A 24,754-nucleotide genomic window follows, 5' to 3' on the forward strand; every position below is an offset into this window, starting at 1 on the left:
TATATTTGTATGATTTTTGAAATTGGAGGAATGGAATCTTGGAACGTGAACTCGCACTAGAAATTGTCCGTGTAACAGAAGCAGCAGCATTAGCATCCGCACAGTGGATGGGCCGCGGAAAGAAAAACGAAGCAGATGATGCAGCAACTACAGCAATGCGTGATATGTTCGATTCAGTAAACATGGCAGGTACAGTTGTAATTGGTGAAGGAGAACTTGATGAAGCACCGATGTTATATATTGGTGAAGAACTAGGAACAGGTAACGGTCCAGAAGTAGATATTGCCGTTGACCCATTAGAAGGTACAAACATCGTTGCAAAAGGTCTTGCAAACGCAATGGCAGTTATCGCAATCGCAGATAAAGGAAACCTTCTTCATGCTCCTGATATGTACATGGAAAAAATCGCGGTTGGTCCAAAGGCAGCTGGTAAAATTAGCTTAGATGATCCAATTGAAAAAACAATTGAAATTGTAGCGGAAGCTAACAATAAAAAGATTCGCGATCTAACGGTTATCGTTCAAGAACGTGAACGTCATCAAGATATTATTGACCGTGTTCGTGCAAAAGGTGCACGCGTAAAATTATTTGGTGACGGTGATGTTGGTGCGTCAATCGCAACAGCACTACCTGGAACAGGTATCGACTTATTCGTAGGTATTGGCGGAGCTCCAGAAGGCGTTATTTCTGCAGCAGCATTAAAATGCCTTGAAGGTGAAATGCAAGCTCGCTTAGTTCCAATGAACGAAGAAGAAGAAGCTCGTTGTCGTGAAATGGGATTAGAAGATCCTCGTCAACTTCTTATGTTAAACGATTTAGTATCTGGTGATGATGCAATCTTCTCAGCAACTGGTGTATCTGCTGGTGAGTTATTAGACGGCGTGAAATTCCTAGGCGGAGATTTAGCTGAAACATACTCTATCGTAATGCGTTACAAAACAAGAACAGTACGATTCATTAAAACGCATCACCATTTAGATCATAAGCCACACTTAAACTTAGATATTTAATAAAAGGAGCCATGTGTATGGAAGAACGTTTCTTTCTGTACGACGACACTGTCGCTACAAAAACTCGTTTCGTTAGCTTTATGGGAGAAAATGAGCGTCATGATTTAGCGCTACTATACTCCGATCGTCATTACGGTAAAACAATTGTCCTTGATATGCAACGTAATAAATTTGCAATCATCGGCACTGACGATTTAAACGAACCAGGCTACTTAGAGCACGCATTTTCTATGACTGAAGAAATTGCAGAAGAACTACGCTCATTTTTATTTGAACTTATATAATTTATCTTAGGCACCAGCTTTTTAGCTGGTGTTTTTTCACTTTAAGTATTTTGAATTTTCAATCATCCGTGTTATAATGAAAAATAAATCTATTTGGATAGAAAGGACGTTATCTACGTATGCCAACATTTACTTTGTAATGGACCAGCAATTGGATAGCATTACTCTCAAAAAAGCACCACGCTTTTTCAAGGGAGTAGTCTGCCCATTCCCATTACAAAGGAACGTATTGCATCTGTAGTATGATGTTTACGGAGGTTCCTCTTTAGGGAACCTCCTTTTATTTTTGTCTTTTTCTCCTGTCTTCATACTACAAGACATCCAAATAGCTGTATTACGTTTCTTTACCACTACTATAAGAGGTGAAGGAAAATGCAGAAAGTACAAATTTCTTGGAGTTTATATGAAAACGAGCAAAACACAATCGAAAAGTATTGTAAAAATTGCAGACGCACTACCCTATTTACTGATACAAATATTCGTAGACATAACGCCAACGGAAAAAACATATACCGCTTTGCCATTTATAAATGTCCGAAAGATCATACGTGGAATCAAAAATTGCGTATTTATAAATCATTTACTGATCACGTTGAAACAATCGATATGACGCAGCAAGATAAAACGGAAACAACAACTACCATTTCCATTACACAGCATAAAGAAAGTGGTATAGCTGAAATTACGATTGTATTAGATATCGTTTTCGGTTCCCACCGGATGGATAAAGCCTTATCCACATATATTTCCGACTGGAGCCGTACACGCATTGTGGATAAAATTAAAAACGGAGATATTCAATTGAACGGACAACAAATGAAACCAAATACAATACTTTCTGAAGGCGATCATATCTCGATTTGTTTATGAATGAGAATATACAAAAAATCCTCTTACAATTGTAAGAGGATTTTTTTATTTCTTCACTTTTCGTAATACGAAGTGTGCACAACCGAAGTTACAGTACTCGTATAAATACTCCGTTAACGTACTAATTTTCGTATCATATGTCGCACGCTGGTTACTATCATCAAAGAATCCGCGCAATCTAAGTTGCTCATAACCCCAGTCCCCAACGATGTAATCATATTTATTTAAAATTTCTGCATAGCGCTCTTTAAATGCTTCTTCACTAAAACCGTCACGAAAGTTTTTAATTACTTCGTACTGAACATTATTAATGCTCACCGTAGCATGAATCTCTTGCTTTTGCTCCATCATTAACTTCCTCTCTAAGCATTCTTCTTTTTATCGTATCACAAAGCATACCAACCAACAATTTCAAATACAAAAATTTGCAAATTAGTGCATGCTATGGAGAAGGAGGTGATACATCGTGAAAAAACAAATTATACTTTCTCTCCTTACGCTTTCCTTATTTGCAGGCTGCCAAACAAATAAAGCCGAAATGGAACGTGAAGAAGGAAGTCGTGTTCTTGTTTCCAATAAAAACGACATGTATCATACGGAAAATACAAATACACGATTAACGAGAGTCGGTTATTCATCTAAACAAAAGCATGAAGTGTCTAACAAACAAGTAGGAGCCATTAACCGTGAGAAAGTCGCTGAAATGATTACAAGCATGACAGTCAAACTTCCTGACGTTACAAACGCTGCTACGCTCGTTACCGATGATGAAGTATTTGTTGTATACCGTGCAAACACAACGGATCCAAAACTCGTAGCGGATCAAGTATATAGAGCTGCTTTGTCCATCGTCCCTCGCTATTATAAAGCATATGTATCAACAGACCAAAAGTTGATTTCTCAAATTCAAGGACTTCAATCTGGCGCATTAAATGATACAGAGTATACGCAAAGCATCGATATGTTAAAACGTGAAATGAGCAAAAATCCTCATTTGAACAATACAGGGGATCAGACTTTAAATGATATGATAAAAAAATAAAGAAGGCGGAGAAAACCTCCACCTTCTTTATTTTTTACTATTTATTACGATCCGCATAAATCTCCATCGCATCACACATAAACTGCGCTAAACCTTCGCCAAACTTATCGATATTTTTCGTAAAGCGCTCATCAGCGACGTACATTTGACCAAGTCCTTTAAAAGCATCTAATGAATATTCACCGAAGTTTTGCAAGTAATCGTACCATACTCCAATTGCTTCTTGTGCCTCTTTAGAATCTGGTTCTCCGTGTCTAAGCGCCGCTAAGTTTCTGTAAATCGTATTAAACTCTTCTTGGTTTTCTTTAGACATACCTTTCGCATATTCATTCGCTTTATCTACAGCTCTGTCTCCCCATCTTTCACGCGCTTCTTCTTCGTACGGATTATGGCTGAAATCGAAGCCTTCAAATTTCTCTTTATTCGTCATTTCAATCTCTCCTTTTGTATGCTGAATTGTTTTATCAATCGTCGCAATCACTTTATCTAACCTAGCCCGCTTTTCAAGAAGCATTTTCTTATGAAGCTGCAATGCTTCTTCCCGGTCAAATGATGGACTCATGATAATTTCTTTAATTTTTTTCAAAGGGAAGCCTAATTCTTTAAAAAATAAAATTTGCTGCAGCGTCTCTAAATTTTCATTGGAATACAGACGATATCCAGACTCTGTCGTCTCATCTGGGGTTAACAACCCAATTTCATCGTAATGATGCAGTGTGCGCACACTAATTCCAACTAAATTAGCTACTTCTTTTACCTTCATTGCCATGTGTATCTCCCCCTTAATACATACGATAAAGTATGACGCAACGTTAGAGTCAATAAGTAAATTCATTTTCTTTATAAAATATTTCATGCATAATAGATATGTACATATATTAGAAAGCGGTGAAAATATGGTTTCAAATACTGTAATTGCCAGCATCATCTTTCAACTCATTGTCTCGATTCTGGTCCCAATTATTGTACTCGTTTATTTCCGTAAAAAATATAATATAAATTGGAAAGTGGTCGGCGTTGGTGTTCTTATCTTTATCGGATTTACCCAAATTCTCGAAACACCATTCCACCTATTTATGCGCGGTAATCCAGCAATCGCTCCAATTTTAGAAAATCCATTTGTTTTCGCACTTTATGGCGGACTAACTGCTGGTATATTTGAAGAATTAGGACGCTTCGTTGCCTTCTTCTTCCTACTAAAAAAATATCAAGAATATAAAGATGGCTTCGCTTACGGAATCGGTCACGGCGGAATTGAATCCATTTTAGTTGGCGGATTCTCTGCATTCCAAGCACTTATATTTGCGAATTCAATTAACAACGGTAGCTTCGCCCAGATGGTCGAAAAAATGCCAGAACTAAGCCGCCTACAAGACATGTTAATTCAGCAACCTGCCTACTTATACTTCCTTGGCAGCTTAGAAAGAATTATGGCACTCGTGCTGCAAATCGCCTTTACAATGCTTGTTTTATACGCAGTAAAACAGAAGAAGTATATCTTCCTTGTGTACGCTATACTATTCCACGCACTTGTAGACTTCTTCGCGGCACTTTACCAAACGAAAACAATTAACATCTTTGTTGCAGAAGGAATCACCCTTCTCTTTACAATTGGCGCTATCATTCTTATTCGTAAAATGAAAGAGAAATTAATGAGTGTGCCAAAGTAAAAATAACCCGCCTGTTGGTGGGTTATTTTTTATAAAGATTATCATAGCGATGATAACTTTTACCGCTTTGTAGCTCCTTCTTTGTTTCTGCATCTATAACGATGTACTTGTGTAACTCTTCTACTTCATTTTGAGAAAAGGAAGCGAAAAAATAAACTTGGCGATCAGGGTGAATAAAAGAATCTTGAAGCACTACTTCACCCCGACAACCCGCGGCTGTTTTTTGTAAAAAGGAATATTCTTCGTCGGGTACTTCTTTAAATAAAATCTTTTTTCGAACACTATACGCTGCATTATTGTATTCTTTATACATTTTCTTATCTAACTGTTCGTAAAACACATCTTCGCTCACAAATGGCTTATTTCGATTACTTGGATAATCTAACTTTTGATTGGATTGTGCATATGTTGTGGACAGTTGTGAGAGAAAACAAATCACAAATACAATACATAGCATTTTTTTCATCATTGCACCTCGATTTTCTATTATCCACATTACTTTTCCACATGATCAGATCATTATGTCCTTTCCAATAAAAAGGAATATTTTCCACATTTGTCGAAGTATATAGCGTCAACTTGAAAGATGGGGATGAATTATGAAGAAAATCATTGTAATACGACATTGTTCAGCAACTGGCCAAGAACGTGATGCCGAATTAACGACCGATGGAAAAAAACAAGCAAACACCCTTGCTACATTCCTTTTAGAAAACCAACTACAAATAGACCATATTATTTCAAGCCCATTTGTGCGAGCTATCGATTCTATTCGGCCCTATGCACTCCAAGCTAATTTGTCTATCCAAGAAGATGAACGATTAGCTGAACGCATATTAAGCGACGTTTCAATGGACGATTGGATGCAAAAACTAGAATCTACTTTTACAAATATAGATATTGCCTTTTCAGGCGGAGAGTCAACAAAACAAGCAACGGACCGTGCTATATCACTTATCGAAGACGTTTTAAAATTAAACCATACTACAATATTACTCGTTACACATGGAAACTTACTTACTCTCATTTTAAAGCACTTTGATCATACGATCGGCTTTCATGAATGGAGAACTTTAACGAATCCTGATATGTATGAAATTACAATTGATGAACAATGTAGCCTAAAACGATTATGGAAAGCACCGTCCAAGTAATATCTCTTTCCAACACATTCAGTTGACGCCACGAGAAGAAACTGTACCAATAATAGAAAGGGGTATCACTCCATATGTACGAAGATGTACTTGCTTTACTACATAAAACAAATGTTTCTTATGAAAAATTCGAACACGAACCGGTACTCGATTATGAGACAGATCGGATTGTACGCGAGAGGCTTGGCTTACAAGGTACTCCAAGTAAAAGCTTATTTTTAAAATCAAAGGCTGGAGATTATTACGTATTTTTCACGTTAGAGGGCACAAGGCTTAACCGCGGAGAGATGAAAGAACTAACAGGAGAACGCTTATCTCTCTGTTCCGCTGATGAACTGCGAGACAAAACTGGTTGTACGCCAGGATGTGTAGCTCCTTTCGGGTATGCACACGATGTAACAATTATTGTGGATAACGCTATTTATACGTACGATAAAATTTTAATTACACCTGGTGTACCTGAATTTACAATTGAATTATCCACAGAAGAATTAAAAAAGATTTTATTAACATGCCCAAATACTGTTTTGGAGTACAAACAAAAAGAGAGCTAATCATTAGCTCCCTTTTTTCATTATTTTGCTTCTGCTGTGTTTTCTTTTGCAGAACGAACTTGCTCGTCCGCATGGTAAGAAGAACGCACAAGTGGGCCAGCTTCACAGTGGCTAAAGCCTTTGCTAAGTGCAATTTCTTTTAGCTCTGCAAATTCCGCTGGTGGGTAATATTTAAGAACTGGTAAATGCTTCTTAGATGGTTGTAGGTATTGTCCAAGAGTTAAAATATCCACATTGTTTGCACGTAAGTCATCCATTGCTTCAATTAAATCTTCTCTCGTTTCCCCTAAGCCCACCATAATGCTCGATTTAGTTGGAATATCAGGCTGCATTTCTTTTGCTCGACGTAAAAACTCTAATGAACGATCATATTTTGCTCTAGCGCGAACTCGGTCAGATAATCGACGTACTGTTTCAATGTTATGGTTTAAAATATCTGGTTTTGCATCCATTAACATTTTTAAGTTTTCTTCTACTCCACCCATATCAGATGGTAATACTTCGATTGACGTAAATGGATTTTTACGACGTACAGCGCGTACTGTTTCAGCAAAAACAGCTGCTCCACCATCTTTTAAATCATCACGTGCAACCGCTGTTATAACAACGTGCTTTAAGCCCATTTGTACTACAGAATCTGCTACGCGTTCTGGCTCTTGTAAATCAAGCTCAGTTGGTAATCCTGTTTTAACCGCACAAAAACGACAAGCACGTGTACAAACCGCACCTAAAATCATAAATGTTGCTGTTTTTCTTACAGCCCAGCATTCATGAATATTCGGACATTTTGCTTCCTCACAAACTGTATGAAGATTTTTAGAACGCATCATTTTCTTTAAGCCTGTATAGTTTTCATTCGTGTTTAACTTAATTTTCAACCATTCGGGCTTGCGCTTATATTCTGTTTGTTTTGTCATGGTTATCAACTCCGCACAATATGAAATAGTTTACCGTGTTCGCTTCTTTCAATGTAACATATCTATTCTAACGTATGAAAGCGATTTGCTCAAATGAATATTCTAAGATTTTTTCCAATCGTTCCCTATAATGAAATACTCCGTATATCCCACACTAAAAAGAGTGATGATGTGAAAGGAGTCTATTTCATGCTTCGAAAAATTTCTCTTTTGCTTTCGATTTGCTTTCTTCTCCACCAAAACATCGCTTACGGTGAAGATAATCAGCAAAGCATATACGAAAAGCGCATGGCACTATATAAAGAAACCGAGCAATCTTCAGGCATTCCGTGGTATTACTTAGCTGCAATGGATCAATACGAAAGAAATATACGGAGCGTAAGAAAAGATATTCCGAAAAAACCAGATGCCATCATTTCCCTTTATTTCAAACCAGAAATATGGGCTGGACCTGTTAATGGTAACGACACTCTCCCCCACACAATTGCTCTATTTGGCGGGTTAGGTTTAGATGGTGACAAAGATGGATTTGCAAATGCAAATAACGACCGTGATCTTTTGCATACAGCAGCAACGATTTTAAAGAAACAAGGAACGTCAGAAGAACGTATTAAAATCATGCTCTGGGAATATTATAGACGTGCAAAAACAGTTGATTTAATTACCGAATACGCCCAAATTTATAAACATTACGGACGTATTAATTTAGAAGGAAATGCGTTCCCTCTTCCGATTCGCAGTGACCATAGCTACCGTAGTACTTTTGGCGCTGGAAGAAGTTTTGGGGGAAGAAGGGTTCATGAAGGAACCGATATATTCGCAGGCTATGGCGTACCAGTAAGATCCACTTGCTATGGCATTATTGAAACAAAAGGCTGGAACCGCCTTGGCGGATGGCGCATCGGTATTCGTGACCTTCATAACAATTATCATTATTACGCTCACTTAGGCGGGTTCTCAAAAGAGATACAGCTTGGACAAATTGTCGAACCCGGAAAAGTAATCGGATTTGTTGGTAGCACCGGTTACGGTCCTCCCGGCACAGCTGGAAAATTCCCGCCTCACCTACATTTCGGCATGTATAAAGACAATGGTTATACAGAATGGGCTTTCGACCCCTACATGCACTTAAGTCTTTGGGAGCGAAAAGAACGCGCAAATACAAAACGATAACCGTAGCACATTGCTACGGTTATTTTTTATTTATGGCTAACTATCCGTTTTCTTTTTATCAGGTACAACAACACTTCCGCTTCCGTAATAAGTAGGCACTTCCCCTTGAACGATGCGCGTCGCAATTGGAACATTTTGTTTCACTTTTATTTCTTTCGTATGAAATGGAATAATGACTTGCAACGTAACTTCCATCTCCATAATAATTTGAATCGCTGTCGTATTGATTCCGTGCGGCTCAATTTTTTGTTTAATATCCGTATTTACATGACCAATCGTCGTGAAATCAATTGGAATATCGGGTCCGATATTTCCAAGAAGCGCATTATTTGTTACACGACCAAACGGAACTGCCATCGTTGCCCCATTTTTTTCAGAAATACCTAGTCCCTTCAAATTCCCTTGTTCTACTTGCTGTAAATACTTTTCTATGTATGTGGTCGTTGACGTTACGATTTCATTTACTTGCTTCGTATTTAAATTAATTGTGGATACTTTCCCGTTTTTATCATTTTGTACTTTCATTAATGAATCGACATCGAATCCCTCATCAATTCTATCTTTTACCGCCTTCGTCATAACCGCTGTCGCCATTTTATGTGTCTCTACTTCTCCATATTTCATTAATGTCGGCTGAATGCTACTATTCACAATCCATAATCCTTGCACGAGTAATATGACAAAAAGAATAAACGACATAAGCAGTATGTGCCGAAAGGAAATAGGCCCCCTTCGAAACCGCGAATTTTTCGAACGAAATATACTCATAAAAAACCCTCCTTCTTATATCATTTCTATGCAAGAAGGAGGGACGATATATGCTTATCTCATTTTTAATAATGCTTCTTTTCCGATTGTGCCAGCCGTAATACCTAACGCTTCGGCTTCAATCGTTACTGATTCTAGCGGTGCTTCAAGAAGTTGTTCAATCGTTCTTACACCAACCGCGCGACCAGCAATAATACCACGATTCCCTAACTTCTCATTTAAAAGACCTACATCTAATGCACCGCACATAATATATCCTTTATCGCTCATTACAGCTAGCAAATTTGTCTTTGGAAGTTTGACGCTAACCGCAATAAACGTATAATTATCGATTATAATCGGCTCTACATTAACCATAGTTCACACTCCTCTCTTTCTTATCTGTATGACAAGAGAAAAATGAGTGTTACAAGTTAACTAGCCTATAGTTTGACAGAAGATGTATAAGTTATTAACATGTCTGCTAACACATCTCTAAGTAGTTCTGGCATATAATATTGTTTGTCAGAAAGTGTGGATAGCTCTGGGTATAAGTAGCCAAATGTAAACATATCAATCGTTCCTACCGTATATATACGTTCTAATTCCAGCGATTCCCCGTTAATTAATACATCTTCGAGTAAAATTTTATTCCCAGGAATCGTATCTGGAATGACTTCTACACCAGCGTAAATCATTTTCCCCATTACTTTCCCCCGAAATCCAAACCCTTTTACCTCAAGGTTCTCCATATTCGGCCGACGTGCTTTCAAGATCACTTCTCTTAACGTTTTCCCCGGCACTTTTAATAGGCATGGATTAATTGGATGTGGACAAATTCTGTGAATATCTCCGCGCGTCACAACGCCTTCTTCTAATCCTTCAAGAAGTACACCAGCGTTCACCATGCCAATCTCTGCATCGCACCAGTTTTTCAACGCATTTGCTAACATGTGCGAAAATGCTGTCTCATGAAACCAATCAACCGGTAATGATTCCTTTAAATGAACAACAGGTTCTTCCATAATATGTGTACTTTCTTCCTGCAGCGCTTCAATTGTGGATAACGGTTTACTATAAGCACCTAAACGGTCTGTCTTAATCGCTCTACCGTCCTTTTTCAATAGCTTCTTCGTCTCTTTATCCACAGTAAGCTGAACGTGTCCAACGTAACGTCCCCACTTCTCACAACAACAAAGTAACGTATGATTCATAAGAACACCACGCTCAAATAAATGATGCGTATGTGCCCCTAAAATAACATCTATATCATAATGCTCCGCCATATGCTCATCCATACTTTTTCCAAGGTGAGAAAGGACAACCGTTATATGAGCCTCATCTCTCACTTCTTCTAAAATAGACTCTAAATGCTCAATTGGATCTTCAATATGCCAATCTAACATTTGATAAAACTCTGGATACGCAACCGTTAATCCGATAAAAGCAATCGTAATCCCATCTGTCGTTGTATGTAATTTATAAGGCTTTGCCCACTCTGGACGTACCCCTTCTTTTTCAAATAAATTTGCGACAAGCACCTCAAATCCAGCATCATCATATAGACGATTCAAATGCTCCTTCGCTAACGTAATTCCTTCATTATTTCCGATTGTTACATAATCATATAACGCCTCATTTAAAAGCTTCGTATTGCCAAGCCCATTCGTCGCTTCCGAAATACTATGAAAACGATCCACATGATCGCCGATATCTACAGTTAAAACAGTCTCTCCCGCTTCCTGTCTTCGCTTTTTCTCTCCTTGTACAAACCGAGAAATTTGCGGCCAATTTTCAAAATGACTATGTATATCGTTTGTATGATAAAGGTGGATGATTGTTTCTTTATTTATATTCAGAGAAAAAACCTCCTCTCAGTTCCTTACTGCCATTTACGCTATGCGCACGCAATAATCCTGTAAATACTTTTCGTCTTTTCTTGCTATTTTACATTGTACTCGCATTGTGAGAAAAAGCAAAAGATTGTCCTTTTTATATGAGAAACTTTACTTTTTCCAGTGTGGGGATTTGTTGGTAGAGCGGGGATTTGTCAGAAAGTTCAACAGGAAATTCGCAGGTCTTTTTTCAATTGGATTCACCAGTGGATTTGTCAGTATCTTTGCCTTACTTCCAGTCGGTCCCCTTTCATATAAAATGTTGCAGGGTATATGAAGAATTTCTTTTGTCGTAATTTGTTGATAAGTCGATATTCCTTGTCGAATCGTCGATATATTGAAATAATCGCCGATATATTCCGAGTTGTGATCGATATATTTGAAAAATCGCTGATATATTTAGTCAGAAACCCACCTGGGTATCTCGGCTAACCCCACCCCAAGCCCAACTCACACAATAAAAAAAGCGCCCTGCACAGCAGGGCGCTTCCTTTATATATTATCCAATAGAACCTTCCATCTCAAACTTGATTAGACGGTTCATTTCAACTGCGTATTCCATTGGAAGTTCGCGAGTGAATGGCTCGATGAAGCCCATTACGATCATTTCTGTAGCTTCTTGCTCAGAAATACCGCGGCTCATTAGGTAGAATAATTGTTCTTCTGATACTTTTGATACTTTCGCTTCGTGCTCAAGTGAAACGTAATCGTTTTTGATTTCGTTGTAAGGAATTGTATCAGATGTAGATTGGTTATCCATGATTAACGTGTCACACTCGATGTTAGAGCGAGAGTTTTTCGCTTTTGGTCCGAAGTGTACGATACCACGGTAAGTTACTTTACCACCATGCTTCGCAATCGATTTAGAAACGATTGTTGAAGACGTGTTTGGTGCTAAGTGAATCATTTTCGCACCAGCATCTTGGTGTTGGCCTTTACCAGCAATCGCGATAGATAATGTTAAACCACGAGCGCCTTCGCCTTTTAAGATAACTGCTGGGTATTTCATCGTTAATTTAGATCCGATGTTACCGTCAATCCATTCCATCGTTGCGTTTTCTTCACAAACCGCACGTTTTGTAACTAGGTTGTATACGTTGTTCGCCCAGTTTTGGATTGTTGTATAACGGCAATATGCATCTTTCTTAATGATGATTTCTACTACCGCACTGTGAAGTGAGTTAGTCGTGTAAACAGGTGCTGTACAACCTTCTACGTAGTGTACGTGTGCGCCTTCGTCTACGATGATAAGCGTACGCTCGAATTGTCCCATATTTTCAGAGTTAATACGGAAATACGCTTGAAGTGGTGTATCAACTTTAACACCTTTTGGAACGTAGATGAATGATCCACCAGACCAAACTGCAGAGTTTAATGCTGCGAATTTGTTGTCTGTCGGTGGGATTACTTTTCCGAAATGCTCACGGAAAATATCTTCGTTCTCTTTTAATGCGCTATCTGTATCTTTGAAGACGATTCCTAGAGCTTCTAGGTCTTCTTTCATGTTGTGGTATACAACTTCAGATTCGTACTGTGCAGATACACCAGCTAAATACTTTTGCTCAGCTTCTGGAATACCTAATTTATCAAATGTCGCTTTAATTTCATCAGGTACTTCATCCCAAGACTTCTCAGATTTCTCAGATGGTTTTACGTAGTACGTAATTTCATCGAAATCTAAGTCGTTTAAGTCGCCGCCCCATTGTGGCATTGGCATTTCATAGAACTTATCCAGTGATTTTAAACGGAAGTCTAACATCCACTGTGGTTCTTCTTTCATACGTGAAATCTCTTCAACGATCTCTTTTGTTAAACCGCGTCCAGCACGGAAAATCGAAACGTCTTTGTCTTTGAAACCATATTTATAATCGCCGATATCTGGCAGTTGCTTCGCCATGTTGGTGTGTCCCTCCTTAGATAACCTCGTTTTTAGGAACCTTTAACATTACTTATCTTCGTTTAAGCCCTTTTCTAACGCTTTCCACGCTAATGTTGCACATTTAATACGTGCAGGGAACTTGCATACGCCTTGTAATGCTTCAATATCTCCTAAATCGATGCTGTCATCGTACTCTTTTCCTAGCATCATGTCAGAGAAAATTTTAGAAAGCTGAAGTGCCTCTTCAATTTTCTTACCTTTTACTGCTTGTGTCATCATTGAAGCTGAAGACATTGAGATAGAACATCCTTCTCCTTCAAACTTCGCTTCTTGCACAATACCTTCTTCTACTTTCATCGTAAGTTGAATACGGTCGCCGCAAGTTGGATTGTTCAAGTTAACTGTAACACTATCTTCTAACACGCCATGGTTACGAGGATTTTTGTAATGATCCATAATAACTTGACGATATAACGTATCTAAATTATTAAATGACATTTGTGAAATACTCCTTTGTCTTGATTAGCGATTCAACAAATGTATCAATTTCTTCTTTTGTATTATATAAATAGAAGCTTGCACGTGCTGTTGAAGAAGCTTTCAGCCACTTCATAAGCGGTTGTGCACAGTGATGTCCTGCGCGAACCGCAATACCTTCTACATCTAATACTGTCGCTACATCATGAGGATGTACGTCTTCAATATTAAATGTAACAAGACCAGCGCGATGCTTTGGACCATAAATTGTAACGCCATCTACTTCTGATAGTCTTTCTAAAGCGTATTGCGCTAATTCATGCTCATGCTTTTCAATATTATCAAGACCGATTTCTTCTAGGAAATCAATTGCCGCACCAAGTCCGATTGCATTACCGATAATCGGCGTACCTGCTTCGAACTTCCACGGAAGCTCTTTCCAAGTAGATTCTTGTAAATCTACGAAATCAATCATTTCACCGCCAAATTCAATTGGCTCCATATTGTTTAGCAATTCTTTCTTACCATATAATACGCCGATACCTGTAGGGCCGCACATCTTATGAGCAGATAATGCGTAGAAATCACAGTTTAAATCTTGTACATCCACTTTCATATGAGGTGTACTTTGTGCACCGTCAACGACCATAATTGCGCCATTTTCATGTGCAATTGCTCCGATTTCTTTTACAGGGTTAATCGTTCCAAGTACGTTAGAAACATACATGATAGAAACGATTTTTGTATTCGGTGTAATTGTTTGACGAGCATCTTCTATTGAAATTGTCCCATCTGGTTGAAGCGGAAGATATTTTAAAGTTGCACCAGTTTTCTTCGCAACTTGCTGCCACGGAATGATGTTACTATGGTGCTCCATGTAAGAAATAACGATTTCATCGCCTTCTTTTACATTTTCAAGACCATAGCTAGCCGCTACTGTATTTAATGCAGTTGTTGTTCCGCGCGTGAAAATAATCTCTTCCATTGATTTCGCATTAATAAACTTGCGAACTTTCTCGCGTGCACCTTCATACGCGTCGGTAGCTTTCGTACCGAGCGTATGAACACCGCGATGCACATTAGAGTTATATTCTTTATAGTAACGTTCTAACGTTTCAATGACTTGAATTGGTTTTTGAGAAGTTGCTGCACTATCGAAATAAACAAGTTGTTTGCCGTTCACTTTTTGATCAAGAATTGGAAACTGTTTGCGTATTTCATGAATATTCATTAGCGAACTTTCCTTTCAATTACCTCAACAAGCTGTGCCTTTACTCCTTCAATTGGAAGCTCATTAACTACAGGTGCTAAGAATCCATGGATGACTAAACGTTCTGCTTCGCGTTTTGGAATACCACGGCTCATTAAGTAGTATAGTTGAGTTGGATCTACGCGACCTACTGAAGCTGCGTGACCTGCCATAACATCATCTTCGTCAATTAAAAGAATTGGGTTTGCATCACCGCGTGCTTTCTCATCTAACATAAGAACGCGAGAAGATTGTTGTGCATTTGACTTAGATGCACCGTGTTCAATCTTACCAATTCCGTTAAAGATAGATGTTGCACTATCTTTTTGTACACCGTGTTTTAAAATCCAACCTTCAGATTGTTTACCGAAGTGAACAACTTTAGTTGTAAAGTTTTGTGTTTGGTTACCACGGCCAATTGTTACTGTTTTCGTATCAGCATATGAACCGTCGCCCATTAAGTTTGTAACGTTCTCTGAAATTGTGTTTCCGTCATTCATAAGGCCTAGAGCCCAATCAACGCGACCGTCGCGTCCAACAATACCGCGGCGGTTAACGTAAGTTGTTACGTCTTTTGCTAATAGATCAACCGCACCGAATTTCACTTGTGCGCCTTGTTCCACGATTACTTCTGCTACGATATTTGCAATACCTTTAGCATTTTCATTTGCAACGTAGTTTTCTACATAAGTTGCAGTACTGTTCGCATCAGCTACGAATAATACGTGGTTATATACGTTAGCTTCTTCGCCGTCTACTAAGAATACAGCTTGAAGTGGAGTTTCAAGAACAACGTTTTTCGGAACATATACGAATGCACCACCGTTGATTAATGCAGCATGAAGTGCAGTTAGACGATGCTCGTCTACCTTCACGCCGTCTTTCATTAAGTACTTTTGTACTAGTTCAGCATGCTCAGTTGCAGCTGTTACGATGTCTGTGAAAATAACACCTTTTTCTTTTGCTTCGTCTGCTAAAGAAACGAATGCAGTTGTACCAGTACGTTGCACTAATACACTGTTATTTTCATCGATTAAGTTTTTCACTGCTTCTGGAAGCTCTGTTAAAGAACTTACAGGCTCTTGCTTAGCAGCGTCGCCTTTTCCGATAAAGTCCCATTTGTCAATTTTCGTTTTATCAGGAGTTGGCATTGGAAGTTCAGTTGCTTGTGCAAGAGCTTGTAAGCGGAACTCAGTCAACCAAGCTGCTTCGTTTACTTCGCTTGCGCGTTGACGGATTGTTTCTTGATCGAAAGGTAATGTACCGATTGTCATGTTTATGCTCCTCTCTTACGCTTCTTGCTCTGTTGTTTCGTCTTCAATACCTAATTCTTTTTTAATCCAGTCGTAACCTTCAGCTTCTAGACGTTGTGCAAGCTCAGGTCCACCAGATTTAACGATACGACCGTTCATCATAACGTGAACGAAGTCTGGAGTGATGTAGTTTAATAAACGTTGGTAATGCGTAATCATTAGGCAACCGAAGTCTTCGCCGCGCATTTCGTTAATACCTTTAGATACAACTTTTAATGCATCGATATCAAGACCTGAGTCAATTTCGTCTAAGATTGCGATTTTTGGCTCAATCATCATTAATTGAAGAATTTCGTTACGTTTTTTCTCACCGCCAGAGAAACCTTCGTTTAAGTAACGTTGTGCCATTTCTGGATCCATTTCTAGGAATTCCATGTTTTTATCTAATTTACGGATAAATTTCATAAGAGAAATTTCATCGCCTTCTTCACGACGTGCGTTAATTGCAGAACGTAAGAAGTCAGCGTTTGTTACTCCGCTAATTTCACTTGGATATTGCATTGCTAGGAATAGACCTGCTTGTGCGCGCTCATCTACTTCCATTTCTAATACATCTTCACCGTCGATGATGATGCTACCTTCTGTTACTTCATATTTTGGGTGACCCATAATTGCAGAAGATAAAGTTGATTTACCTGTTCCGTTAGGTCCCATAATTGCGTGGATTTCTCCACCTTTTACTTCAAGGTTTACACCTTTTAAAATTTCTTTGCCATCAATTGATACGTGTAAGTCTTTAACCGTTAATGTAGAACCAGCCATCTCAATACCTCCATTAATCCTATATATACATTTTAAAAATTCCTAAAACGTTCATATTCTCATTTTATTCTCATTCTAATTTTATATCAAATAAAATGATATCGCAAACGACGAAAAAAAGTAACAATTTTTTCACAAATGTATATAAGTATTTCCTTCACATCTTTCTATGATACACCTTTCTTCTTATTTATATAAAGAAAAAAGGACTGGTAATTTTCCAGTCCTTTCCTTATATTTATTCACTTACCGGAAGTACAGCACCTTTATATTCTTTATTAATAAAATCTTGAATTTCTTTTGAATGCAGTACTTCTACTAGCTCTTTAATTTCTTTTTTCTTCTCGTCACCTTTACGAACTGCAATAATATTTGCATACGGAGAGTCTGATCTTTCAATCGCAATCGCATCCTTTGTTGGATTTAATTTTGCGTCAATTGCATAGTTTGAATTAATAAATAATGCATCACCTTCATTATTTTCATATAACTTTGGTGAAAGCCCAGGCTCTACATCTGTTTTAAACTTTAAGTTTTTCGGATTTTCTACAACATCTTTTACTGTTGCTTTCACAACATCTACTCCGTCTTTTAGTTTAATAACGCCGCCTTTTTGTAACAGTGCTAGCATACGGCCACGCTCCGCTACGTTATTACTCATAATCACTGTCCCGCCATCTGGTAAGTCTTTTAAGCTTTTATATTTCTTCGAATAAATACCCATTGGTTCTAAATGAATTTTTCCCGCGTTTACAATTTTATATCCTTTTTCTTGGATTTCTTTATCTAAATAAGGAATGTGTTGGAAGTAGTTCGCATCAATTTCCTTATCCGCTAACGCTTTATTTGGCAACACATAATCTTGGAATTTTTTAATTTCTAATTTAATTCCCTTTTTCTCTAATATCGGCTGTGCCTTTTCTAAAATAACAGCGTGCGGTACGTTAGAAGCTCCCACAACAAGCTTATTCTCCTCTTTCCCTCCGCAAGCAGCTAATGTAAATACAGACAACGCTGTAACAACTGACAATAGAATCTTTTTCATATGATGTCCCCTTCTCCCGTATAATTATGTAGTTATAAAAAAGCTGGCATACACCAGCCCTTTTACAGCAATTATTCTTTTACAGGAACAACTGCCCCTTTATATTCTTTATTAATGAAGTCTTCGATTTCTTTAGAATGTAATACTTCTACAAGAGCTTTAATCTCTTTCTTATCTTTATCGCCTTTACGAACAGCTACTACGTTTGCGTATGGTGAATCATTACTTTCAATTGCAATTGCATCTTTTTCTGGGTTTAACTTCGCATCAATTGCATAGTTCGAGTTAATTAAAACCGCGTCGCCTTCTTTATTGTTATACACCTGTGGTAATAAACCAGGCTCAATATCTGTTTTGAATTTCAAGTTTTTCGGGTTATCCGCAATATCTTTTGGAGTTGCTTTAACTGGATCCACCCCATCTTTAATTTTTAAAATGCCTTCTTTTTGTAAAATTGCTAAACCACGTCCATGATCAGCAACTGAATTACTCATAATAATTGTCGCTCCGTCTGGAAGTTCTTTTAAGCTCTTATATTTTTGAGAATATACACCAATCGGTTCTAAATGAATTTTTCCTGCTACTTCAAAATCATATTTTTTATCTTTCATTTCTTTTTCTAAATACGGAATGTGCTGGAAGTAGTTTGCATCTAAATCCTTATCCGCTAACGATTTATTTGGTAATACGTAGTCTTGGAATTTTTTCACTTCTAATTCAATTCCTTTTTTCTCAAGTAACGGTTTTGCCTTTTCTAAAATTTCAGCGTGCGGTACGTTAGAAGCACCAACAACTAGTTTCTTTTCATCGTTATCTTTCCCGCCACAAGCAGCTAACCCAAAAATTGAAGTTGAAATAAGTGCTGTCAGTAATAATTTTTTCATTTGAAACATCCTCCCGTTTTTTATTATCGTTTATCTATTCGAGTCGTTACACGATCACCAATCCATTGAATGAAAAATACAACTAGTAATACACAAATTGTCGCAACGATTGTTACGTCGTTATTTCCTCGTTGGAATCCTTCTAAATAAGCAAGTGTTCCAAGGCCACCAGCACCAACAACTCCCGCCATTGCTGTATAGCCTACTAAAGCAATTGTCGTAACCGTAATACCAGATACTAATGCTGGTAACGATTCTGGAATTAACACCTTCAAAATAATTGTGCTTGTTTTTGCTCCCATCGCTTTTGAAGCTTCAATTACACCTTTATCAATTTCACGAAGGGCGATTTCAACCATTCTCGCGTAAAACGGTGCCGCTCCAATAATTAAAGCTGGAAGTGCTGCACTCGCTCCAAGAATTGTTCCAAGCAGAATCTTTGTGAATGGGATTAATAAAATGATTAAAATAATGAACGGTATCGAGCGGAAAATGTTTACGAACGCTCCAATCGCCGTGTTAACCGCTTTGTTTTCCCATAAATTATCTTTCGCTGTCATAAAGAGTAACAATCCTAAAATGAGTCCTAAAACAAATGTGGCAAGAGCTGCGATTGCCGTCATATATAACGTTTCACCCGTTGCTTCTAACATTTGATTCCAATCAACATTTGTGAGTAATTTATCCATGTGCAATCACCTCCAGCTCTACTTGATCTTGATGTATTCCCTCTATTGCTTGCTGAATCGCTGTTTCCTCACCATTTAAATGAACAACTAAACTACCGTAAGAGCCGTTATTCGTTTGTGCAATATTTCCTTGCAAAATGCTAACTTCTATATCACTGCGCTGCATTAACCTTTGAAGTACTGGTCTTTCTACCGCTTCACCGATAAACTGCAAACGAATTACTTTTCCATCTGGATATTTTTCAATTAAACTTTCAATCGTTTCATTTGTATCTTCAGAATCCGTTAACTGCTGTACAAATCGTTTCGTAATGTCTTGCTGCGGATTACGGAATACATCAAGTACTGGACCTGTTTCTACAATCTTTCCTTTCTCCATTACCGCAACGCGATTACAAATCTTTCGAATTACGTGCATCTCGTGTGTAATGAGTACAATCGTTAAACCGAGACGTTTATTAATATCTAATAATAGATCTAAAATTTGATCTGTCGTTTCTGGATCAAGAGCTGACGTTGCTTCATCACATAAAAGTACTTGCGGATTGTTAGCTAACGCTCTTGCAATCCCAACGCGTTGCTTTTGTCCTCCGCTCAGCTGAGATGGGTACGCGTCTCCTCTTCCTTCTAATCCAACAAGATGAATTAGCTCATCAACGCGTTTTCTTCTCTTCGCCTTATCAACACCTGCAATTTCAAGTGGGAACTCAATATTTTCACGTACAGTTCGTGACCAAAGTAAGTTGAAGTGTTGAAAAATCATTCCGATCTCTTGTCTTGCCTTACGAAGTTCGCTTCCTGTAATCGCTGAAATGACGCGATTGGCAATTGTAATTTGACCTGAAGTTGGTTTCTCCAACTGATTGAATAATCGAATTAAAGAACTTTTTCCAGCGCCACTATATCCGATAACACCAAATATTTCACCTTTCTCTATTTTTAAATTGGCATTATCTACAGCAGTGACATCACCGCTTTTTGCTTTATATATTTTCTTTACATTCTCTAATAGAATCATGGTGTATCACCCCTTTTTTGTTTAGGTCGACTCCGCAATTTTTTATTTTTGATGCGTGTAGTCTACCGTTCTCATTACTTTTATTATTTGAATGTCCTCCACATTCAAACAACAAAAAAACCTTTCCGCTTTAGAGAAGCAGAAAGGTTTATATGCGTATATAACAACATTATCCCTCTCTCTCATCTCTCAAAGCATTTGCTTTGCAGGAATTGGCACCATTTCAACATAAGTTGACGGTTGCCGGGCTTCACAGGGCACAGTCCCTCCACCTCTCTTGATAAGAGAAATCAGATTACATTTTCGTCTGATTTGTAATTTATGAAATTGTCTATATTTTATGAATTGAATTGTATCAATATCCACACACCATGTCAACAGAAATTTTTGTAAAAAACGAAACTTCAGAATTTTAAGCGCCCACTGACATCGGTTTACATATATGAAACATCGATTCAATTAATAACATCGTTCGATACGTTCCCGAATATTGTATACGTCCATCGTTCATTAACGTTTGCAATCGTACATTGCCATTCACCAATTGTTTTACATCTTCTTCATCTACACAAACGATTTGCTCCGTTCCTCTTTCTTCTTTCAACAGTTCTATATAATCTCTTGAAATTTGTAACGAACAACTTTCATCTCCAAAGCGGAAATTAACAGTTTTTTCTCCTTGTCTTAAAAGCGGCTCTAAATGATATTGACCATTAGCGTAATTTACAAATGATTGAAGCAAAGAATATAATTCCACTCTAAATCACATCCTTCATATCACTTTCTATTACATACCATTCCCTCTCACTAAAGAGCAATCCTGTTACTTTCGCTCGACAAATACTGTAACCACCCTGCATCTCGACATATTTCCCAAGAAATATGTCGAGGCGGCAAAAACTTTGCCGCCTACTTTAATTCCGTATATAAATATTCAACCGAATGAAATGCATATATCTTCTTCATGAGTGTCCCATTTTCAAAAACAAGTAAACACGGTACACTTTCAATTCCATACTCTTTCGCGAAATGCGGAGCATAATTTAAATCTAACATCCCAATTTTCAAATCTTCAATTGTCATCTCAACGACTGTTAACATCTTTTTTGCTAATTGGCATGTTCCACACATTGGAGTATATACATATAACACTGTTTTTTCTTCGTTCTCTATTAGGGCTGTAGCTTCGGCTCCTGTCCAATCAATCACTTCTATCATTCCTTACCGTAAATATTCTGTATAAACGTCAATGTCAGCTCCCCATAATACATTTGCTAAGTGTGAAGATGGCGCTGTTGCCACTTCCCGGTACGAGCGATCAATATAAATATGCTCTGCTTGCGGAAATTCTTTTCGAAACTGTTTCCTTAACTTTTCTCCAGCATCATCAGCATCCACTAGGACATACACTTCCTTATCAAAAAACTGATCAACGAGCTCATCCATTTTCGACAAACCAATTGTACCATTTGTACAAACAATTTCCACCGGTTCCCGAATAATAGATTCAATCTTTCTTCTATCTGATGTACCTTCTACAATAATGACTTTTTCTACATAAATCATATGTCATCACCCGATCACCATATACTATACAACCTTTAACTTAGTATATAGTATATTCGTTATTTTCATGTTGTTTCCTGTTTATTTTTGCAAAAGAAAAGCGCAAGCGGCTCGTTCAGATTGTGAGGGGGATGGAGCTTCTGACGTAAAGGCGCTTTTTGCCTTGCAGGAAGAAGCGAAGCCACCGAACAATCTAGCCGCTGAAGCTGGATCATAGTGAAAAGCGGAACCGACTGTTTAGCCCTGTTGGCTAAGGTTCTTTCACACAGAAGACGCTTTTTGTCTTCTCGTGCGGAAGGTTCTTAGACATGAAGGGCTAGGAGGTGGAGCTAGACAATGAAAAGCGCAAGCGGCTCGTTTAGAACAGGAGGACACCCGAACTCCTGAACTAGAGGCGCCTTTTGCCTCAAGTGAAGGAGTGAAATGACCGACTGTTCTAGCCGCTGGAGCTGGATCATAATGAAAAGCGCAAGCGGCTCGTTCAGATTACAAAGCCCCATGAAACCTTATCGAAAAACATTCATTCCCATAATAGCTTATTCATTTGCGCTCGTTTTTAAATGCATTATGTAACACAAAATAAAAAAGGACAGCACAAAGGCTGTCCTTCAGTCGACTATAATTAGTCTTGGTTTGTCATTTCTGCATATTTTTCAGCAGTTAATAACTTCTCAACTTGGCTTGCATCAGAAAGTTCAACTTTAACCATCCATGCACCCTCGTATGGAGATTCGTTAACAAGTTCTGGTTGGTCACTTAATTCTTCGTTTACTGCTACAACTTTACCGCTTACAGGTGCGTATAATTCAGAAACTGTTTTAACAGATTCTACGCTTCCGAATGGCTCGTCAGCTTCGATTGTTGCACCTACTTCTGGAAGTTCAACGAATACGATATCGCCTAGCTCACTTTGTGCAAAGTGAGTAATACCGATAACAACTTCATTACCTTCAGTTTTTACCCATTCGTGTTCTTCAGAGTAACGTAAATTATTTGGAATGCTCATGACTGTACCTCCAGTGAATGTATTAATTATGTAAAAATACCTTATTGGTACTTTTTCCACACACTTTCAAACTGCTCTTCGTTAAAACCAAGTGTTACCTTCGTTCCATCTGTTACAATTGGACGTTTAATCAACATGCCATCAGATGCTAAAAGCTCGTACATTTCGTCTTCACTTGCATCTTTTAACTTATCTTTCAGACCAAGTTCACGGTAACGCATTCCACTTGTATTAAAGAATTTTTTTAATGGTAATTCACTTTTTTCATGTAAATTACGTAAATCTTCTTTTGATGGTGGATTTTCAACAATATGAATCATCTCATATGCTACATCGTTTGCCTCAAACCATTTCTTTGCTTTTTGACATGTGCCACACTTTGGATATGAATAAAATGTTACTGTCATAAATTCACCTACTTTTTTACTAACCTTTACCTTTATCATATAGAAAACGTTTTATTATTTCAAACGATTATTCGCTAAACTTTTACTTATTTCGTGATAATTTTTAATAATCCTGCAAATTTTTCTTATTTTTCCGCCATTTGTTAAGGAAAAATAAATATATAAATTTTTTTAGATTCTTCTCTTATCACTCTCCGAACATATATCTTAAACAAACGTTTGATTAACTCCCCTTTTTTCTTTGTTAACCCTTGAGCTGTATCGCTTTCTTCCTACCGAACATACATCTTAAACAAACGTTTGATTAATTTCCTTTTTTCTTTATTAACCCTTGAGCTGCATCGTTTTCTTCCTGCCGAACATACATCTTAAACAAACGTTTATTTAACCAGTTCAGCCTATAGTCACAAAACCCGGAAACACTTTACATGACAAAGGCGTACAGATGAAAGGAACTAACGATTTTGACCGTAGTAGTGAGCCCATAAAAAAGTTATTAAGCCTATCATCAATAAAGCAAAAGTAACTGCTCCTGAGAATATGAAATTCAAATTACTGACTGAAATATAAAAAGAAGTGCCCTTGCTTAGAAACAGGAGCACTTCTTTTTTATCATCAATCTAAAGGTAAACGTATCCTTTATTAAAGCAGAAATGTATACTTTTCTACTTTTTCGTAGTTTATTTAAACTCTTTGCGGAATCGCCACTAGCTTATTTACATCATTATCGTTAGCTGAGGTTAATTATATTTTTCTACGTACTACATAAAAAGCTAAGGAACCCATAATAATAGGTGCAACTAAACTAGAAGCATATGCACTAGTAATAGTAAAAAGAGAGAGTATAAATATATAGATAAGAGATAGTCCAATAAATACAGGAATTCCAACTCGAAACTTCCTACATTGTTTTATGTTCCTGTATAACACTTCTCCAATTAGGCAAGCTACAAGATCTAATACACTACCAAATATGATGAGAATTACAATAAATCCAACTATGTTAGGTAAACCATTCTCGTTAGAATAACTAGGATCCGAAATATACGGTATTAAGAACCATATAATAGTAAAAGTAAGCAGGCTTGCAGCATAACTAATTAAAAATTCCCTCAACGTAATCATCCCCATAAATTTCTAATA

30 protein-coding genes and 1 riboswitch are annotated in these 24,754 nt (G+C 37.7%); of the genes, 8 read left to right on the forward strand and 22 right to left on the reverse strand.

The window, feature by feature from the left end:
• The first annotated feature begins 38 nt into the window (after positions 1–38).
• The 3 genes from glpX (at position 39) to ACTFR9_RS16255 (ending at position 2,164) form a co-directional block, all read left to right on the forward strand.
• Positions 39–1,010: a class II fructose-bisphosphatase gene (gene glpX / locus ACTFR9_RS16245; RefSeq protein ID WP_000439092.1), complete on the forward strand. Its 972-nt coding sequence runs from the start codon at positions 39–41 to the stop codon at positions 1,008–1,010.
• 17 nt (positions 1,011–1,027) lie between these two features.
• Entirely contained in the window at positions 1,028–1,294 is a 267-nt protein-coding gene (locus tag ACTFR9_RS16250; protein WP_000392610.1) for a DUF3055 domain-containing protein, read from the forward strand.
• A 372-nt stretch (positions 1,295–1,666) separates the two neighbouring features.
• A complete protein-coding gene (locus ACTFR9_RS16255; RefSeq protein ID WP_001174556.1) occupies positions 1,667–2,164 on the forward strand; it encodes a hypothetical protein in 498 nt (165 codons plus the stop codon).
• Positions 2,165–2,209: 45 nt separating this feature from the next.
• Here ACTFR9_RS16255 and ACTFR9_RS16260 read toward each other — a convergent pair whose 3' ends face one another.
• A complete protein-coding gene (locus ACTFR9_RS16260; protein WP_000435943.1) occupies positions 2,210–2,512 on the reverse strand; it encodes a YutD family protein in 303 nt (100 codons plus the stop codon).
• A gap of 118 nt (positions 2,513–2,630) precedes the next feature.
• Here ACTFR9_RS16260 and ACTFR9_RS16265 point away from each other — a divergent pair, with 118 nt between their 5' ends.
• Positions 2,631–3,206 (forward strand): YhcN/YlaJ family sporulation lipoprotein, encoded by a 576-nt coding sequence (locus ACTFR9_RS16265; protein ID WP_000744044.1) that lies wholly within the window; start codon positions 2,631–2,633, stop codon positions 3,204–3,206.
• Between the two features lie 37 nt (positions 3,207–3,243).
• Here the strand turns inward: ACTFR9_RS16265 and ACTFR9_RS16270 are convergent, their stop codons facing one another.
• Entirely contained in the window at positions 3,244–3,975 is a 732-nt protein-coding gene (locus tag ACTFR9_RS16270) for a MerR family transcriptional regulator (protein WP_001241002.1), read from the reverse strand.
• A gap of 85 nt (positions 3,976–4,060) precedes the next feature.
• Between ACTFR9_RS16270 and ACTFR9_RS16275 the strand changes: the two genes are divergently transcribed.
• Complete coding sequence (locus ACTFR9_RS16275) at positions 4,061–4,876, forward strand: YhfC family intramembrane metalloprotease (protein ID WP_002163480.1); 816 nt, start codon at positions 4,061–4,063, stop codon at positions 4,874–4,876.
• A gap of 22 nt (positions 4,877–4,898) precedes the next feature.
• On the opposite strand, the gene ACTFR9_RS16280 is transcribed toward ACTFR9_RS16275, so the two are convergent.
• Positions 4,899–5,372, reverse strand: a complete 474-nt coding sequence (locus ACTFR9_RS16280; RefSeq protein WP_000264801.1) for a hypothetical protein — start codon at positions 5,370–5,372, stop codon at positions 4,899–4,901.
• Between the two features lie 103 nt (positions 5,373–5,475).
• Here ACTFR9_RS16280 and ACTFR9_RS16285 point away from each other — a divergent pair, with 103 nt between their 5' ends.
• Both ACTFR9_RS16285 and ACTFR9_RS16290 read left to right on the forward strand, forming a co-directional pair.
• A complete protein-coding gene (locus tag ACTFR9_RS16285; protein ID WP_000721036.1) occupies positions 5,476–6,030 on the forward strand; it encodes a histidine phosphatase family protein in 555 nt (184 codons plus the stop codon).
• 74 nt (positions 6,031–6,104) lie between these two features.
• The gene (locus ACTFR9_RS16290) at positions 6,105–6,584 is read left to right on the forward strand and encodes a YbaK/EbsC family protein (RefSeq protein WP_000272742.1); all 480 of its coding nucleotides are present in this window, start codon (positions 6,105–6,107) and stop codon (positions 6,582–6,584) included.
• Between the two features lie 20 nt (positions 6,585–6,604).
• Here the strand turns inward: ACTFR9_RS16290 and lipA are convergent, their stop codons facing one another.
• Positions 6,605–7,501, reverse strand: a complete 897-nt coding sequence (gene lipA, locus ACTFR9_RS16295) for a lipoyl synthase (RefSeq protein ID WP_000166370.1) — start codon at positions 7,499–7,501, stop codon at positions 6,605–6,607.
• A 189-nt stretch (positions 7,502–7,690) separates the two neighbouring features.
• Here lipA and ACTFR9_RS16300 point away from each other — a divergent pair, with 189 nt between their 5' ends.
• Complete coding sequence (locus ACTFR9_RS16300) at positions 7,691–8,674, forward strand: M23 family metallopeptidase (RefSeq protein ID WP_000944673.1); 984 nt, start codon at positions 7,691–7,693, stop codon at positions 8,672–8,674.
• A 36-nt stretch (positions 8,675–8,710) separates the two neighbouring features.
• Here the strand turns inward: ACTFR9_RS16300 and yunB are convergent, their stop codons facing one another.
• From yunB to ACTFR9_RS16390, 18 genes are all read right to left on the reverse strand, one after another.
• Positions 8,711–9,442: a sporulation protein YunB gene (yunB, locus tag ACTFR9_RS16305; protein ID WP_002081169.1), complete on the reverse strand. Its 732-nt coding sequence runs from the start codon at positions 9,440–9,442 to the stop codon at positions 8,711–8,713.
• Between the two features lie 54 nt (positions 9,443–9,496).
• Complete coding sequence (locus tag ACTFR9_RS16310) at positions 9,497–9,799, reverse strand: YunC family protein (protein WP_000248469.1); 303 nt, start codon at positions 9,797–9,799, stop codon at positions 9,497–9,499.
• A gap of 65 nt (positions 9,800–9,864) precedes the next feature.
• Positions 9,865–11,280, reverse strand: a complete 1,416-nt coding sequence (locus ACTFR9_RS16315; RefSeq protein ID WP_227493021.1) for a bifunctional metallophosphatase/5'-nucleotidase — start codon at positions 11,278–11,280, stop codon at positions 9,865–9,867.
• Positions 11,281–11,815: 535 nt separating this feature from the next.
• Positions 11,816–13,213 carry a Fe-S cluster assembly protein SufB gene (gene sufB / locus ACTFR9_RS16320; protein WP_001118823.1) on the reverse strand — a complete coding sequence of 466 codons (1,398 nt, stop codon included), beginning with the start codon at positions 13,211–13,213 and terminating at the stop codon, positions 11,816–11,818.
• A 48-nt stretch (positions 13,214–13,261) separates the two neighbouring features.
• A complete protein-coding gene (gene sufU / locus ACTFR9_RS16325) occupies positions 13,262–13,693 on the reverse strand; it encodes a Fe-S cluster assembly sulfur transfer protein SufU (protein ID WP_000009523.1) in 432 nt (143 codons plus the stop codon).
• Positions 13,683–14,903: a cysteine desulfurase SufS gene (gene sufS, locus ACTFR9_RS16330; RefSeq protein WP_001020761.1), complete on the reverse strand. Its 1,221-nt coding sequence runs from the start codon at positions 14,901–14,903 to the stop codon at positions 13,683–13,685. Before sufS ends, sufU begins: the two co-directional genes overlap by 11 nt.
• Positions 14,903–16,195 carry a Fe-S cluster assembly protein SufD gene (gene sufD, locus ACTFR9_RS16335; protein ID WP_000152166.1) on the reverse strand — a complete coding sequence of 431 codons (1,293 nt, stop codon included), beginning with the start codon at positions 16,193–16,195 and terminating at the stop codon, positions 14,903–14,905. Before sufD ends, sufS begins: the two co-directional genes overlap by 1 nt.
• Positions 16,196–16,210: 15 nt before the next feature.
• Positions 16,211–16,996, reverse strand: a complete 786-nt coding sequence (gene sufC / locus ACTFR9_RS16340) for a Fe-S cluster assembly ATPase SufC (protein WP_000929157.1) — start codon at positions 16,994–16,996, stop codon at positions 16,211–16,213.
• A gap of 238 nt (positions 16,997–17,234) precedes the next feature.
• Positions 17,235–18,041, reverse strand: coding sequence for a methionine ABC transporter substrate-binding lipoprotein MetQ (gene metQ / locus ACTFR9_RS16345; protein ID WP_000722403.1), 807 nt, complete (start codon positions 18,039–18,041; stop codon positions 17,235–17,237).
• 71 nt (positions 18,042–18,112) lie between these two features.
• A complete protein-coding gene (metQ, locus tag ACTFR9_RS16350) occupies positions 18,113–18,925 on the reverse strand; it encodes a methionine ABC transporter substrate-binding lipoprotein MetQ (protein WP_000735115.1) in 813 nt (270 codons plus the stop codon).
• Between the two features lie 23 nt (positions 18,926–18,948).
• Positions 18,949–19,614: a methionine ABC transporter permease gene (locus tag ACTFR9_RS16355; RefSeq protein ID WP_000359556.1), complete on the reverse strand. Its 666-nt coding sequence runs from the start codon at positions 19,612–19,614 to the stop codon at positions 18,949–18,951.
• Entirely contained in the window at positions 19,607–20,632 is a 1,026-nt protein-coding gene (locus ACTFR9_RS16360) for a methionine ABC transporter ATP-binding protein (protein WP_000601776.1), read from the reverse strand. The genes ACTFR9_RS16355 and ACTFR9_RS16360 overlap by 8 nt, the downstream gene beginning before the upstream one ends.
• A 179-nt stretch (positions 20,633–20,811) precedes the next feature.
• Positions 20,812–20,919, reverse strand: a riboswitch (SAM riboswitch).
• Between the two features lie 125 nt (positions 20,920–21,044).
• Complete coding sequence (locus tag ACTFR9_RS16365) at positions 21,045–21,389, reverse strand: hypothetical protein (RefSeq protein ID WP_000424933.1); 345 nt, start codon at positions 21,387–21,389, stop codon at positions 21,045–21,047.
• A 152-nt stretch (positions 21,390–21,541) separates the two neighbouring features.
• On the reverse strand, positions 21,542–21,850 hold the full coding sequence (locus ACTFR9_RS16370) for a thioredoxin family protein (RefSeq protein WP_001998544.1): 309 nt from the start codon (positions 21,848–21,850) through the stop codon (positions 21,542–21,544).
• Between the two features lie 3 nt (positions 21,851–21,853).
• Positions 21,854–22,198 carry a toprim domain-containing protein gene (locus ACTFR9_RS16375; protein WP_000640869.1) on the reverse strand — a complete coding sequence of 115 codons (345 nt, stop codon included), beginning with the start codon at positions 22,196–22,198 and terminating at the stop codon, positions 21,854–21,856.
• Positions 22,199–22,820: 622 nt separating this feature from the next.
• Complete coding sequence (gene gcvH / locus ACTFR9_RS16380) at positions 22,821–23,204, reverse strand: glycine cleavage system protein GcvH (RefSeq protein WP_000026900.1); 384 nt, start codon at positions 23,202–23,204, stop codon at positions 22,821–22,823.
• Positions 23,205–23,245: 41 nt separating this feature from the next.
• Positions 23,246–23,611: an arsenate reductase family protein gene (locus tag ACTFR9_RS16385; RefSeq protein ID WP_000218967.1), complete on the reverse strand. Its 366-nt coding sequence runs from the start codon at positions 23,609–23,611 to the stop codon at positions 23,246–23,248.
• A gap of 744 nt (positions 23,612–24,355) precedes the next feature.
• Positions 24,356–24,727 carry a hypothetical protein gene (locus ACTFR9_RS16390; RefSeq protein WP_001206595.1) on the reverse strand — a complete coding sequence of 124 codons (372 nt, stop codon included), beginning with the start codon at positions 24,725–24,727 and terminating at the stop codon, positions 24,356–24,358.
• Positions 24,728–24,754 lie beyond the last annotated feature (27 nt).

The sequence above is a fragment of the Bacillus cereus group sp. MYBK222-1 genome, assembly GCF_051916425.1.
Taxonomy (GTDB): domain Bacteria; phylum Bacillota; class Bacilli; order Bacillales; family Bacillaceae_G; genus Bacillus_A; species Bacillus_A paranthracis.